Source organism: Burkholderia pyrrocinia, assembly GCF_001028665.1.
Taxonomy (GTDB): domain Bacteria; phylum Pseudomonadota; class Gammaproteobacteria; order Burkholderiales; family Burkholderiaceae; genus Burkholderia; species Burkholderia pyrrocinia.
The window spans coordinates 2,777,833-2,792,457 of sequence record NZ_CP011504.1 but is presented as its reverse complement, the minus strand read 5'-3'; the positions used below and the strand labels follow the sequence as shown (position 1 = coordinate 2,792,457).

The 14,625-nt window shown below is 65.6% G+C and carries 11 protein-coding genes and 3 pseudogenes; 9 read left to right on the top strand and 5 right to left on the bottom strand.

What is annotated here, in order from left to right; all coding sequences use genetic code 11:
- Positions 1–117 precede the first annotated feature (117 nt).
- The 7 genes from ABD05_RS28500 to ABD05_RS28470 all read left to right on the top strand — a co-directional run bounded on the left by ABD05_RS28500 (position 118) and on the right by ABD05_RS28470 (position 8,222).
- On the top strand, positions 118–738 hold the full coding sequence (locus tag ABD05_RS28500) for a TetR/AcrR family transcriptional regulator (protein ID WP_047903283.1): 621 nt from the start codon (positions 118–120) through the stop codon (positions 736–738).
- 234 nt (positions 739–972) lie between these two features.
- Complete coding sequence (locus tag ABD05_RS28495; RefSeq protein ID WP_047903282.1) at positions 973–2,016, top strand: NADP-dependent oxidoreductase; 1,044 nt, start codon at positions 973–975, stop codon at positions 2,014–2,016.
- Positions 2,017–2,109: 93 nt separating this feature from the next.
- Positions 2,110–2,409 (top strand): putative quinol monooxygenase, encoded by a 300-nt coding sequence (locus tag ABD05_RS28490; RefSeq protein WP_047903281.1) that lies wholly within the window; start codon positions 2,110–2,112, stop codon positions 2,407–2,409.
- Positions 2,410–2,549: 140 nt separating this feature from the next.
- Positions 2,550–3,005 carry a (2Fe-2S)-binding protein gene (locus ABD05_RS28485; RefSeq protein ID WP_047903280.1) on the top strand — a complete coding sequence of 152 codons (456 nt, stop codon included), beginning with the start codon at positions 2,550–2,552 and terminating at the stop codon, positions 3,003–3,005.
- An 84-nt stretch (positions 3,006–3,089) separates the two neighbouring features.
- Positions 3,090–5,309, top strand: a complete 2,220-nt coding sequence (locus tag ABD05_RS28480; RefSeq protein ID WP_047903279.1) for a xanthine dehydrogenase family protein molybdopterin-binding subunit — start codon at positions 3,090–3,092, stop codon at positions 5,307–5,309.
- A 15-nt stretch (positions 5,310–5,324) separates the two neighbouring features.
- The gene (locus ABD05_RS28475; protein WP_047903278.1) at positions 5,325–6,623 is read left to right on the top strand and encodes a c-type cytochrome; all 1,299 of its coding nucleotides are present in this window, start codon (positions 5,325–5,327) and stop codon (positions 6,621–6,623) included.
- Between the two features lie 153 nt (positions 6,624–6,776).
- The gene (locus tag ABD05_RS28470) at positions 6,777–8,222 is read left to right on the top strand and encodes an NAD-dependent succinate-semialdehyde dehydrogenase (protein ID WP_047903277.1); all 1,446 of its coding nucleotides are present in this window, start codon (positions 6,777–6,779) and stop codon (positions 8,220–8,222) included.
- Between the two features lie 81 nt (positions 8,223–8,303).
- Here the strand turns inward: ABD05_RS28470 and ABD05_RS28465 are convergent, their stop codons facing one another.
- Complete coding sequence (locus tag ABD05_RS28465; protein ID WP_047903276.1) at positions 8,304–9,353, bottom strand: hypothetical protein; 1,050 nt, start codon at positions 9,351–9,353, stop codon at positions 8,304–8,306.
- Between the two features lie 858 nt (positions 9,354–10,211).
- Here ABD05_RS28465 and ABD05_RS28460 point away from each other — a divergent pair.
- Positions 10,212–10,583, top strand: coding sequence for a DUF4430 domain-containing protein (locus ABD05_RS28460; RefSeq protein ID WP_047903275.1), 372 nt, complete (start codon positions 10,212–10,214; stop codon positions 10,581–10,583).
- 43 nt (positions 10,584–10,626) lie between these two features.
- On the opposite strand, the pseudogene ABD05_RS28455 reads toward ABD05_RS28460, so the two are convergent.
- From ABD05_RS28455 to ABD05_RS28445, 3 genes and pseudogenes are all read right to left on the bottom strand, one after another.
- A pseudogene (locus tag ABD05_RS28455) lies at positions 10,627–10,917 on the bottom strand (type VI secretion system-associated FHA domain protein); the annotation flags it as partial.
- A 2-nt stretch (positions 10,918–10,919) separates the two neighbouring features.
- Positions 10,920–12,002, bottom strand: a complete 1,083-nt coding sequence (locus tag ABD05_RS28450; protein ID WP_158361687.1) for a phosphotransferase family protein — start codon at positions 12,000–12,002, stop codon at positions 10,920–10,922.
- 237 nt (positions 12,003–12,239) lie between these two features.
- Positions 12,240–12,641, bottom strand: a pseudogene (locus ABD05_RS28445) (type VI secretion system-associated FHA domain protein); the annotation flags it as partial.
- Between the two features lie 168 nt (positions 12,642–12,809).
- On the opposite strand from ABD05_RS28445, the pseudogene ABD05_RS28440 reads away from it, so the two are divergent.
- Positions 12,810–13,748 (top strand): annotated as a pseudogene (locus ABD05_RS28440) (ISNCY family transposase); the annotation flags it as partial.
- A gap of 30 nt (positions 13,749–13,778) precedes the next feature.
- Here the strand turns inward: ABD05_RS28440 and ABD05_RS28435 are convergent.
- On the bottom strand, positions 13,779–14,168 hold the full coding sequence (locus tag ABD05_RS28435; protein WP_047903272.1) for a hypothetical protein: 390 nt from the start codon (positions 14,166–14,168) through the stop codon (positions 13,779–13,781).
- Between the last annotated feature and the right edge of the window lie 457 nt (positions 14,169–14,625).

Sequence of the window (14,625 nt, the reverse complement as noted above, 5' to 3'; positions counted from 1 at the left end):
GGTGGGGGAACGCCGGCGGGCCATTGGGTGCCACGCGGGGATCGGGTAAAGTGCCGCTCAACATGCCGGTTCGACGCTGCTAGACGACCGGTCTAATCGTTGCTACCATACGCCATCATGAATGCATCTTCAGGCGCGGAAGTCCGCCAGCACATCCTGAACATCGCGAAGCCGATCATGCTCCACAAGGGGTTTTCGGCGGTCGGTCTGAACGAGATTCTCGCTGCGGCGGGCATCCCGAAGGGCTCGTTCTACCATTACTTCGGCTCGAAAGAGGCATTCGGCGAAGCGCTGCTCGAAGCGTATTTCGAAGGCTATCTCGCGCATCTCGACAACCTGCTCAAGCATCAGGCCGGCACGGGCGCCGAACGCCTGATGACGTACTGGGGCAACTGGCTGCACACGCAATGCGCGGACGATCCCGAAGGCAAGTGCCTCGCGGTGAAGCTCGGCGCGGAAGTGTCGGACTTGTCGGAAGCGATGCGCGCGGTGCTGCGGCATGGCACGAGCCAGATCATCGAACGGCTCGCGGGCGGCATCGAGGCAGGGCTGGCCGACGGCTCGCTGCGTGCGGTCGACGATCCGCCGCACACGGCCGCGATCCTTTACGAGCTTTGGCTGGGCGCAACGCTGCTGGAAAAGATTCACCGCAATCGCAAACCGCTCGAAAGGGCGATGGTCGAAACGCGGCGCATGCTGAACCTGCCGCCGGCCGCGCTCGACGAAGTGCAGTCGTAACCCGGGCGCGCATTGGCGCGCCTTGTTTTTGCCTTGATTCTAGACGACTGGTCTACTTATATACGCATGACGAACGCCTCGCTCCGCGTTACGCTGTCCCGATTGTTCCAACCGCACGCATGCAACCGCGACGGCCCAACCGCCGACGCTGCCACGCGTGCGCGCCTTCTGCTGGTCCATCCCTGATCCGATCGTGCCCACGAAGCACGTTAATTCCCGTTGACGGAGACTCACATGCCGCAAAGCAAGACCGCAAATCGCCAGATCCTCCTGACTTCGCGCCCGGTCGGCGCACCGACGCCCGGCAACTTCCGCACCGAGTCCGGCGACGTGCCCACGCCCGGCGCCGGCCAGGTGCTGCTGCGCACGGTCTGGTTGTCGCTCGACCCGTACATGCGCGGCCGGATGAGCGACGCGCCGTCCTATGCCCCGCCGGTCGAACTCGGCCACGTGATGGTCGGCGGCACGGTCAGCCGCGTCGTGTCGTCGAACCTGCCCGCGTTCCGCGAAGGCGATCTCGTCGTCGCGGGCGCCGGCTGGCAGGACTATGCGCTGTCCGACGGCCGCGACCTGATTCCGCTCGGCCGCGACTTCGCGCATCCGTCGTACGCGCTCGGCGTGCTCGGCATGCCGGGCTTCACCGCATACACCGGGCTGCTGAAGATCGGCGAGCCGAAGGCCGGCGAAACCGTGGTCGTCGCGGCAGCCAGCGGCGCGGTCGGCTCGGTCGTCGGCCAGATCGCGAAGCTGAAGGGCTGTCGCGTGATCGGCGTCGCGGGCGGCGCCGACAAGTGCGCGTACGTGACCGACACGCTCGGCTTCGACGCGTGCGTCGACCACCGCGATCCGGCGTTTGCCGCGAAGCTGAAGGACGCGTGCCCGAACGGCATCGACGTCTATTTCGAGAACGTCGGCGGCGAGGTATTCGACGCCGTGTGGCCGCTGCTCAACGATCACGCACGCGTGCCGGTGTGCGGGATCATCGCGCATTACAACGACACCGCATTGCCAGCCGGCCCCGACCGCCTGCCGGCGCTGGTGTCGACGATCCTGCGCAAGCGCATCCGCATGCAGGGGTTCATCATCCTCGATCACTATGCGACCGGTTATGCGCCGTTCCTGAAGGAGATGAGCGAGTGGGTCGCGCAGGGCAAGGTGAAGACGCTGGAAGACGTCGTCCCCGACCTGGCCGACGCACCTGAAGCGCTGATCGGCCTGCTGGCCGGCAAGAACTTCGGCAAGGTCGTCGTGCGCGTGGGCCCGGACGAACTGGCCTGATGCCGCGGCACGGCAACACACCACGGTTGCACGCTGGCGTCGCGCGACGCCGGCTTGTGGCATGCTCGATTCCGTTTCGAAAGGAGTGACAAGATGGCGCTTCACGTGATTGCTTCGCTGTTCCTGAAACCCGAACACGCGCAGGCCGCCGAGGCCGAACTGCGCAGCATGGTCGTCAAGACGCGCGCCGAACCGGGCAACCGGCGCTATGACCTGTTCCGCGAGCAGGACGGCTCGCCGAACCTGCACCTGTACGAGATCTACGACGACCAGGCCGCATTCGACGCGCACCTCGCCAGCCCGTATTTCGGCGAATTCCGCACGAAGTCGGCCGACTGGTTCACGGCACCGCCGGTCATCAAGGTGCTGTCGGGCGTCGACGTGGCCGAGTAACTGCGCAGGACCACCGCCGCGGCTCGTCCCACCCGGGCCGCGCGGCACCCGTCGCGCACCGCGCGACGGCGATAACAACGACGACACCGCGCGGCGCGTCATGCGCGCCGCTTCCCCAATACACCGGCCCCGGAGGCTGAATGGTCACCCTCAACATCAACGGCGAAACCCGCACGGTCGACGCCCCCGACGACATGCCCTTGCTCTGGGTGCTGCGCGACGTCGTCGGCCTCACCGGCACGAAGTTCGGCTGCGGGATCGCGCAATGCGGCGCGTGCACCGTGCATCTCGACGGCGTCGCCGCGCGCTCGTGCGTGCTGCCGGTCGCGGCCGTCGCGGGCCGCAAGATCACGACGATCGAAGCCGTCGGCGCGACGCCGGCCGGTCACAAGGTGCAGCAGGCGTGGCGCGAGCTCGACGTCGTCCAGTGCGGCTACTGCCAGTCGGGGCAGGTGATGGCGGCCACCGCGCTGATCGCGTCGAACCCGGACCCGAGCGACGCCGACATCGACGCGGCGATGGCCGGCAACATCTGCCGCTGCGGCACGTACAACCGGATTCGCGCGGCGGTCAAGCAGGCCGCGAAGGGGGCGTGAGATGAAACAGCCCCCACGTTCACTTTGTTCACTGCCCCCCGAGGGGGCGGTCAGCCCCCTTGAGGCGGCTCTGCGGAGGCTGACATGTCGCGAGGACTGATCGAAGCAGGCCGGGCCGGCGCGGGCGTGTCGCGGCGGTCGTTTCTCAAACTCGGCATGACGCTCGGCGCGGCGGCGGGCGGCGGCTTGCTGCTCGGCTTCAGCCTGCCGGCGGCAGGCGACGACACGCGCCGTTCGGTGATCGGCGGCGACGGCGATGAAACCGCGCGCGCCGGCGTGTTCGCGCCGAACGCGTTCGTGCAGATCGACCGCAGCGGCAAGGTCACGCTGGTGATGCCGAAGGTCGAGATGGGGCAAGGTGTCTATACGGCGCTGCCGATGCTGATCGCCGAGGAACTCGAAGTGCCGCTGTCGAGCGTGACGCTCGATCATGCGCCGCCGAACGAGAAGCTGTTCCTCGATCCGCTGCTCGGCGGCCAGCTCACCGGCGGTTCGACGTCGGTGCGCTACGCATGGGAACCGCTGCGCCGCGCGGGCGCAACGGCGCGCACGCTGCTGGTCGCGGCGGCCGCGAAGCAATGGAATGTCGATCCGGCAACCTGCCGCGCGGCGAACGGCGAAGTGCAGCACCCGCCGAGCGGCCGGCGCGCGTCGTACGGCCAGTTGGCCGACGCAGCGGCGAAGCTGCCGGTGCCGAAGGACGTCGCGCTGAAGAAGCCGGAGGATTTCAAGCTGATCGGCACGCCCGCGAAGCGCCTCGATTCACCGGAGAAAGTCGACGGCACCGCGCAGTTCGGGCTCGACGTGCGCCTGCCCGGCATGCTGTACGCGGTGATCGTGAACAGCCCGGTGTTCGGCGGCACGGTTGCAAGCGTCGACGATACCGCCGCGAAGAAGATTCCCGGCGTGCGCCAGGTCGTGCGCGCCGACAACGCGGTCGCGGTGGTCGGCGATCACACGTGGGCCGCGAAGCGCGGCGCGTCGGCGCTCGTCGTGAAGTGGAACGAAGGCGCGGACGCGAAGGTGTCGATGAAGGACATCGTCGCCGATCTCGCGCAGGCCGCGGCGAACGGCAAGGGCGCGGTCGCGCGCAAGGACGGCGACGTCGGCAAGGCGTTCGCTGGCGCGAAGACGCGCATCGACGCCGTCTACGAACAGCCGTTCCTCGCGCACGCGACGATGGAGCCCGTGAACTGCACGGTGCACGTGCGCAGCGACGGCTGCGAAATCTGGGTCGGCACGCAGGTGCCGACGCGCGCGGTCGACACCGTGCAGCGGCTCACGAGCTTTCCGCCGGACAAGATCGTCGTGCACAACCATCTGCTCGGCGGCGGTTTCGGCCGGCGGCTCGAGACGGACATGATCGGCCAGGCCGTGAAGATCGCCAAACAAGTCAACGCGCCCGTGAAAGTCATCTGGACGCGCGAGGAGGACATCCAGCACGACATGTACCGGCCGTACTACTACGACCGGATCTCGGCCGGACTCGACGCGAACGGCAAGCCGGTCGCGTGGCAGCACCGGATCGTCGGCTCGTCGATCCTCGCGCGCTTCGCGCCGCCCGCATTCAAGGACGGCGTCGATCCCGACGCGGTCGAAGTCGCAACCGACCTGCCGTACGACCTGCCGAACCAGTTGATCGATTACGTGCGGCAGGAGCCGCGCCACGTGCCGACCGCGTTCTGGCGCGGCGTCGGGCCGACGCGCAGCACCTTCGTCGTCGAGAGCTTCATCGACGAGCTGGCCGCGCAGGCCAGGACCGACCCCGTGCAATACCGCCGCGCGCTGCTCGGCAAGACGCCGCGCGCGCGCAACGTGCTCGACGTCGCGACCAAGGCGGCCGGCTGGGGCCCGTCGCTGCCAAAGGGGCAAGGGCGCGGCGTGTCGGTGATGCACGCGTTCGGCAGCTTCTTCTCGATCGTCATCGACGTCGCGGTGGACGATGGCGAGGTGCAGGTCAAGCGCGTCGTGTGCGCAGTCGACTGCGGGATGGTCGTCAACCCGAACACGATCGAGGCGCAGGTACAGGGCGGCATCATTTTCGGGATCACGGGCGCGCTGTACGGCGAGATCACGATCGAGGACGGCCGCGTGACGCAGAGCAACTTCACCGACTACCGGATGCTGCGGATCAACGAGACGCCGCCGATCGAGGTACACCTGGTGAAGAGCGGCGAAGCGCCGGGCGGGATCGGCGAACCGGGCACGGCCGCGACCGCGGCGGCGCTGTCGAACGCGATTTTCGCGGCAACCGGCAAGCGGCTGCGCAAGCTGCCGGTCGGCAACCAGTTGAAGACGGTCTGAGGGGAGGGAACGAACATGCGAAACCTGACCCTGAACACGCTCGGCGCATCGCTGCTCGCGCTGTCCGCACTGCTGGCCGGCCCGGTCGCGCACGCCGCGCAAACGGCACCGGCCGACAGCGAGCTCGTCGCGCGCGGCGCCTATCTCGCGAAAGCCGGCGACTGCGTCGCGTGCCACACGGCGCCGCGCGGCACGCCGTTCGCGGGCGGCCTGAAGATGGTCACGCCGATGGGCGCGATCTACACGACCAACATCACGCCCGATCCGGACACGGGCATCGGCGGCTACACGGAGGCCGAGTTATCGAGCGCGTTGCGCCGGGGCGTTGCGAAGGACGGCCACCACCTGTATCCGGCGATGCCGTATCCGTCGTACGCGAAGCTGAAGGACGACGATGTCAAGGCGCTGTATGCGTACTTCATGCACGGCGTCGAACCGGTGAAGCAGGCGAACCGGCCGTCCGACATCCCGTGGCCGCTCAACATGCGCTGGCCGCTCGCGCTGTGGAACGCGGTGTTCCTCGACACGACGCCGTATGCGGACAAGCCGGCCAAGGACGCGACGTGGAACCGCGGCGCGTATCTCGTGCAGGGGCTCGGGCATTGCGGGTCGTGCCACACGCCGCGCGGTGTCGGCTTCCAGGAGAAGGCGCTCGACGAAGGCGGCACGGCGTTCCTGTCGGGCGCGCCGATCGACAGCTGGTTCGCGTCGAACCTGACCGGCGAGCACAACACGGGGCTCGGCCGCTGGAACGAAGCCGACGTCGCGCAATTCCTGAAGACCGGCGCGAACCGGCACGCGACCGCGTTCGGCTCGATGGTGAGCGTGATCAACCACAGCACGCAGGCGCTGAGCGACGACGATCTGGCCGCGATGTCCCGCTATCTGAAATCGCTGCCGGCCGCGGGCGGCACGGGCGCGCCGCCGTACAGCTACGATCCGAAGGCGACGCAGGTGGTGCTGGGCCGGCCGGCAGCCGATCCGGGCGCGAAGGTGTATAACGCTTACTGCCTGCATTGCCACGGCGCGGACGGGCGCGGTTACGCGCCGCTGCTCGCGCCGCTCGCCGGCAATCCGAACGTGCTCGAAACCGATGCATCGTCGCTGATCAACGTGACGCTGAACGGCAGCGACACGCTCGTGATCGACGGCGTGCCCTCCGCGTATCCGATGCCGGCGTTCTCGAACCAGTTGAACGACCGGCAGATCGCCGACGTGCTGACGTTCATGCGCGCCGGCTGGAACAACGGCGCGCCGCCGGTGCAGGCGGCGGACGTCGCGAAACTCCGCAAGGCGACGGCGGCCGCGCGCTGAGCGCGGCTCCATGCGGAACGAAGGCAGGCCGATGCGCCTGCCGTCTGCACCGCCGGGTGGATGTCAGCCCCGGCGGCCTTGCTCTTTCTGTCAACCTGCGCGCGGCCGTTCGCGGCAGCGCGCGTTTTATCGACGCAATGTAGGGGTGTCTGGATGGCTAACGTGACTTATACGGATACGCAGCTGCTGATCGACGGCGAGTGGGTCGACGCCGCGAGCGGCAAGACGATCGACGTCGTGAACCCGGCGACCGGCAAGACGATCGGCAAGGTGGCCCACGCGGGCATCGCCGATCTCGACCGCGCGCTCGCCGCCGCACAGCGCGGCTTCGAAGCATGGCGCAAGGTGCCCGCGAATGAACGCGCTGCAACGATGCGCAAGGCGGCCGCGCTGGTGCGCGAGCGCGCCGACGCGATCGCTCAGTTGATGACGCAGGAACAGGGCAAGCCGCTCACCGAGGCACGCGTCGAAGTGCTGTCGGCGGCCGACATCATCGAATGGTTCGCGGACGAAGGCCGCCGCGTGTACGGCCGGATCGTGCCGCCGCGCAACCTCGGCGCGCAGCAGACGGTCGTCAAGGAGCCGGTCGGCCCGGTCGCGGCGTTCACGCCGTGGAATTTCCCGGTCAACCAGGTCGTGCGCAAGCTGAGCGCCGCGCTCGCGACCGGCTGCTCGTTCCTCGTGAAGGCGCCGGAGGAAACCCCCGCATCGCCGGCCGCGCTGCTGCGCGCGTTCGTCGACGCAGGCGTGCCGGCCGGCGTGATCGGCCTCGTGTACGGCGATCCGGCCGAAATCTCGTCGTACCTGATCCCGCACCCGGTGATCCGCAAGGTCACGTTCACGGGTTCGACGCCGGTCGGCAAGCAGCTCGCCGCGCTCGCGGGCCAGCACATGAAGCGCGCGACGATGGAGCTGGGCGGGCACGCGCCGGTGATCGTCGCTGAAGACGCCGACGTCGCGCTCGCCGTGAAGGCCGCCGGCGGCGCGAAGTTCCGCAACGCGGGGCAGGTCTGCATTTCGCCGACGCGCTTCCTCGTGCACAACAGCATCCGCGACGAATTCACGCGCGCGCTGGTCAAGCATGCCGAAAGCCTGAAGGTCGGCAACGGCCTCGAGGAAGGCACGACGCTCGGCGCACTCGCGAACCCGCGCCGCCTGACCGCGATGGCATCGGTCGTCGACAACGCGCGCAAGGTCGGCGCGAGCATCGAGACGGGCGGCGAGCGGATCGGCTCGGAAGGCAACTTCTTCGCGCCGACGGTGATCGCGAACGTGCCGCTCGACGCGGACGTGTTCAACAACGAGCCGTTCGGCCCGGTCGCGGCGATTCGCGGCTTCGACAAGCTCGAAGACGCGATCGCGGAAGCGAACCGTCTGCCGTTCGGGCTGGCCGGCTATGCGTTCACGCGTTCGTTCGCGAACGTGCACCTGCTCACGCAGCGCCTTGAAGTCGGGATGCTGTGGATCAACCAGCCGGCGACGCCGTGGCCGGAAATGCCGTTCGGCGGCGTGAAGGATTCGGGCTACGGGTCGGAAGGCGGGCCGGAAGCGCTCGAGCCGTACCTCGTCACAAAGTCGGTGACGGTGATGGCGGTTTGACAACAGGTTGAGCGTCGTGATGCCGCCGCTTCCGCGTATGGGGCGGCGGCGTTTTCTTGGCGCATTGACCGACGGCGAACCTCAGCGGGCCGGCAGAATGCCTTCAAAGACGCCTTTCACTGCCTTCTGCTGGTCGGGGTTCAGACTTCCGTAGGTTAGCGGAACCGTGCCGCATTGGGCGACCTTCGCGCTTGCGACCTTTCCTTTCGCGACTGCCCATTCGGCCGACAGATTGCCTTCGAATGTCACGCCGAAGGGGCTATTGGCACCTGCCGCCTGGCCCCAGCCGTTCACCATCATGGTTTCCTGCGCTCCGCCCCACGCGATCGGGTGCTTGCCGTTCTGCGACTCGCCGCGGTTCTGGCAGGACCCGGCATTCGGCACGCAGTGGCCCCCGATGATTTGCTCCGGCGTGGCCTTCTTCACGCCCGCCAGGTCCATCAGCATGTAGTTCTCGAGATTGACCAGATAGTCGCGATTGCTTTCGGCGATCAGGATCGCCGCCATCGCGTTGCCGAGCGCCTGATCGTTCGCGGCGGTTCCGCTCAGGCCGCCCGAGTAAACCGTCTTCATCGCGTTGAGCAGGTCCGCCGGCGTCCTGCCTTTGGTGGCCCTGGCAAACATCGTCGGGTAGTCGCTGGCGAAACACGTGCTCGAGTTCCCGTTCGCGCGTCCCCAGAAGTGAATGTAGTTCGAGTATTGCCCGCCTCCACACTGACGATAATAAATGGCCTGGTTCATCGAGAAGAACTGACTCTGGTTTCCTGCTCCCGCGCATTGATACGCCGCGAGACGCAGGAACTTCGACGGGCTCACGACATTGCCGAAGTAGTTGCGGGTGCCGGGACCGTCCGCAGGGAGGTGATCGTTCGCCCCGTCGCAACGTTTCGGGTCGGGCGGGGGCGTTACCGGCGTCAACGCCGTATTCCCGGCGGCGTCGACTCTCGCGTTCGCGACCTTGAGCGCGGCGTCGCGCAACACATCCGACGTCACGTAGAGCGGCGATCCGCGCATGTCGACGGCATAGCAGGCGGTCGCCCCCTGCGCCTGCGTGGCGAAGGAAAGTGCGGCGGCAAACGAGCATGCGGCGATCCCAAGGGTGCCGCCGGTAAGGTTACGATCGATATCCATGAACGGGCTCCAGTGATTTCGTGGATGGGAGAAGGCCCACGAGCGGGCATGCGTCAACGACAAGCAGGCGCACGCAGACGGCCTGTGGGCCGAAAGCGCTGCCCGACGTCATGGGGTGAAGGACACAGGAGGAAGGGACGTTCGGGGCGAGCTGTTGTGACCTGCCCGGGGAGCGGAGGGGCGCTGTGCGTTAATCACGCCCGAGCGGTATTACGGGCCGCCGGTCCATTGGCTATTCTCTGATCGATACGAATATCGGAATTTCACGGACGGCAAGGCGCGCGTAATGGAGAAATGACGATTGCGCCATAGGCTCTTCAACTGCGTCGCCCACATAAATGCGGACAGGTTCTCGAAAACCAGCTCAGTTCAGTCGCCCCTTGCATCCCCAGCCGTCTTCAGCCATCGCGGGCGAAACCGTGCTGTCGCCACGCCGAGCGCGCCGTCGGCACCGGTGATCGTCGGGGTTCCTTTGTTTGTCGTGACGATCGACGTCCGCGGCGAAGCGAACCCGGACCAGTCGAGTGACTGACATTGCGGGGTGGCGGTCCATCGCCTATTCTCTGACCAATACGAATATCAGGATTTCACGGACGGCAAAGGCGCCTGTAATAGAAAAACGGAAAATGCGCCATTCGAAACGGAAATCATGCTGACAGAATTTGCAACAATCACCGAGCGATGCCATTTGATTGAAACAGTCTGCCTGTGATTCGGCGATCGGCTTGAATCGAGCGATCAGCAAACGATCGATACAGCTTTCCGGCACCCAGGTCAGAACCTGGCGCTTTCGACAAACAACGAAAAAGAGCAGAGAGACGCAGTTCAGGCATTAACCACCACTACGGAGATATCTTCATGGCCAGCTCGGTAGCGAATCAATTCGTCGATTGGGGTTCAGAATTTCACAATCCGCCGTGGCAAGCGAACGACAGCATCGCGATTGCCCCCGGCGTGACAACCGTATTCGATCTGCTGACGGCCGACGGCGTGTCGCCGGCTCTCAGCCCGCAATGGCAGGGTTCAGGCGCGAGCCTGTTCATTACGGCCTTGGGGGGAGTAGAGGCCAACCAGGGCGGCAACGGCTACTGGTGGGTGTATTTCGTCAACGGCCAGATGCCCGACGTCTCATGTGCGGTCTACACGCTGCAACCCGGCGATAGCGTGGCCTGGGACTACAAGCACTACTCGAGCGGCTTGAAGCAGGCGGTTCATCCGCCGCTGGTTTGACGTTCGTCGCGCGATCCATGCGACGCGGCCGGCATCGGCCCCTTCAATGCCGGCCGCTCCCCCGATAACGCTCCACCTCCGCGTCGTACGCCGCCAGAAACGCCTTGCCGAACACCGACGCGAAATCGTCCTCGATCGCGAACACCGTATCGCGATGGGTTACCGCGTAGCGATCCCACATCCGCGCCTTGTACAGCGCGGGCACGCGCTTCTCGTACCAGCGCATCGCATCGTCGCGCTCGCGCAGCCGTTGCGGCGAAAAGCGCGTCAGCATGTCCATCAGCGCGGCGCGCATGCCGGCGACCATGCCGATCTGGTGCGCGTGCAGATCCTGGATCAATCCTGCGTCGCGACCAGCGCCGCCGTCTGGCCCAGCCAGTCGGCCGGATCGCCGCGATGATAGATCTGCTCCGACGGTTCGATATTGTCGATGAATCGCTGGTAGATCACGGCCCGTCTGGCCGTGGCGATCGGTGCAAGCAAGGCGGCGGCACGCACCGGGTCGCAGCCCGGCACCTTCGCCAGCCATTCGCGATTCCAGTGATCCTTGATCGTCGCCGCGTAGTCGCGCGGAACGGCGTCGAGAAACGCGGACTGGTCGAGCAGCGGGTGGCCGATTCCGCTGTCGCCCCAATCCAGCAGCGTGAGTTCCGATCGCGTGCCGCGAAAATTGCCGGGATGGCAGTCGCCATGAACCAGCGTATTCGGCAATCCGCATGCATCGATCCCGGTGAACCGCTCTTGAAGGCCGCTCACGAAATGCCGTAGCGATGCACATTCGGCGCGCGACAGTCCTTCGCCGGTCCGTTCGACGACATCGGCGATATCGGCAGCCAGACCCGCGCCGCGCCAGTCGGGTAATCGCATCGCGTGCAATTCGTCGACGCGATCGATCCACGAAGCCTGGATGTCGACCAGCAGCGTCACCATGCCGAGCAGTTGCGGCAGCGCTGCGTCGAACAGGTCATTGCCGGGGATCTCCGCGAGCAGGATGCGTCCGCATTCGTCGTGCCCCAGCAGCGTCGGCACGCGCCGGCCGGCCAGCGCCGTGATTACGCGGCCTTCGTGATCGAGGAAGGGCGGCACCACTTTCAGCCAGGCCGATTGCGCCCCGATCGGAATACGCCAGACGCTCGAAAGGTTCCAGGTTCGGACCTGCACGGGTTTGGCGGTAGGCGACAGGCCATGACCGGCGAGCACGCGCGCCGCCCAGCCGAGATCGTCCGCCGGGCCGCCCGGCCGCGCGTAACTTCGGCGCAGCGAATGGGGCTCGATATTCCCCGTCCAGGATTCGGCCGCAACCGGTTCCGCAATCTCAGCCAGATAGGTGACTTCGCCGCCGGGCGCGCGGTCGCGAACGGTTTCCAGCAGGCGCAGGATCGTCACGTCGACGCCATGGCGTTCGCGCGCGGCCCGCACGACCGACTCGACTTCCTGCCACCACGGGATCGCGACTGGCATCGGCGGCAGGCAACCGACCACCGCGCCATCCGGCGTCACCAGCACCAGCCGCGCGACGCGCGGCGGCAGTGCCGCTGGATCGAAAGTCCCCGTCATCGTGCTCATTTCGCTCCTGACCGGCGTCGGTTGCCTGTGCAGGGCGAGCGTATCCCAATTCGCGAATGCTCGGCTACGGGGGTTACGCGGTGACGCGACTCAGTGCCGGCTGCTGCCGCGATAGCTTTCCACTTCCGCGTCGTACGCCGCCAGAAACGCCTTGCCGAACACCGACGCGAAATCGTCCTCGATCGCGAACACCGTATCGCGATGGGTTGCCGCGTAGCGATCCCACATCCGTGCCTTGTATAGCGCGGGCACGCGCTTCTCGTACCAGCGCATCGCATCGTCGCGTTCGCGCAGCCGTTGCGGCGAGAAGGGCGTCAGCAGATCCATCAGCGCGGCGCGCATGCCGGCGACCATGCCGATCTGGTGTGCGTGCAGATCCTGGAACGCATCGCTGACCGCGCTCTGCGGCGACATGAAGCCCGGCAGCGGCAGCCCGAACATCTGCCGCAGCACGGCGCCGCCGTCCGGCAGCAGCTTCAGCGGGGTGCGTTTCCCGCGCAATCAATACGGGCGAAGGGCAAGACGGATCACCTGGTAAATTTATTATTTTACATAACGTGAATTATCGATAGTTTGCGTTGTAGTGGCTAGATTGAAATGTCCGCTTTTCGACCCATCGTAAGCTGACCGACCGCTGGCAATCCAGCGCCGGAGGCTGCGATGGCTGCAACGGAACGGATCACGATGACGATGCGCGAGTTGGACAGGTTCAAGGTCATTCAGGACGTGGCGGACGGCAAGCTCACGCCGTGGCGCGCAGCGGAACGGCTGGAACTGACGACGCGGCAGGTTCGCCGGCTGGTCGCCAGGCTGCGGGAACACGGGCCTCAAGGTCTCGTGTCGGGACGGTTTGCGAAGCCCAGCAACAATCGGCTGGACGCTGTCATTGCCGACCGGGCACTATCGATCATCCGCGATCGCTACGCCGATTTCGGACCGACGCTGGCCTGCGAGAAGCTCTGGGAATGTCACGGCATTCGGCTGGCCAAGGAGACGGTCAGGACGCCGATGACGGAGGCTGGGCTCTGGATTCCGCGTCGGCAGCGTCCGCCGAAGGTTTATCAGCCGCGAGCGCGCCGGGCCTGCCTGGGTGAATTGATCCAGATCGATGGCAGCGACCATCGGTGGTTCGAGGAACGGGCGCCGGCCTGCACGCTGTTGGTGTACGTCGACGACGCGACGAGCCGGTTGATGATGCTGCACTTTACGCAAACCGAATCGACCTTCAGCTACTTCGAAGCGACGCGCGCGTACATCGAACGGCACGGCAAACCTAGGGCGTTCTACAGCGACAAGGCCAGCGTGTTCCGCAACGTGAAGCCAGGCAAGACAGGTAACCGCGTGACACCGTTCGGCCGCGCGATGTACGAACTGAACATCGACACGTTCTGCGCGAACAGCAGTTCAGCCAAGGGACGAGTCGAGCTCGCACATCTGACGTTGCAGGACCGATTGGTCAAGGAGATGCGATTGCGCGGCATCAACACGGTGGCCGACGCCAACGCTTACGCGCCCTCCTTCATGGCCGCCTACAACGCGCGCTTCGCGAAGCCGCCGAAGAGCGGCTTCAATGCGCACCGGCCGTGCGGCAGCGATGATTTGCCGCCGCCAACGTCATGACAAATCAGCTTAGCCGAGTGCGAACTTCAACGTGCCCAGGCTGCCGACTTCGACCACGCCATCGCTATTGACGAAGGAACGCGTACCTTCGGCAACGATTGTGTTGTTGGTCAAATAGGCGCCGTTCCAGCTATCGACAATGTTGTAGGGACGTTGGTCGGGGCGCTGGCTGCCGCCGAAGCTAATGTTGAATGGCGCGACGCCGTCCTTGCCTTGGGCCTTGCTGAACACCCAGCCATAGTGTCCAACGTTGCCTTCGGAAGTGAACGCGCCGATCGGACTATAGTTGGTGGTATAGACACCGGCGATGACGCCATTGGATGCATCGGCGGACGTGATTTTGAATGTGAAATTCTTGTCCGACGAGATATAGGTGCCGGTGAGAGGTACATTGGCCATGGGAATCTCCATTTTTTATGAATTTGGAGGATGCAGTCAAGCGCGTCGGTCGCGCACCTGCCAGAGCAATATAGGCGTCGGATATCGTGGATACACCCTGTAAAGCTTGACAGGGCTGAAAAGCAAAGACGCATGTTTTTCCGCGTAGATATCCATACGAGTGAACGCCTGTGGCATTCGCAGCCCCTCACGGCGCCACTAGCGCTGCGTCGACCAGTGCAAAAAGTCAGCGCAATTTCACATTCTCAATCACGCCTCCCACGTCATTTCGAGGGTCGGCACGTTTTGATGTTTGCTGCGATTGCGGGGAAGTTTGGGTCCGGTATGTCGTCGAGAGCGGTTTTTGATAGCACGGTAACCCGAGTCCAGGGCCCCCCTCTGCGTCACTGCTCGTCACTATTGAGCCAATTATTCAACAATCCTGCGGTTGTGGGCGTTCGGCCATTCCATTTATGCT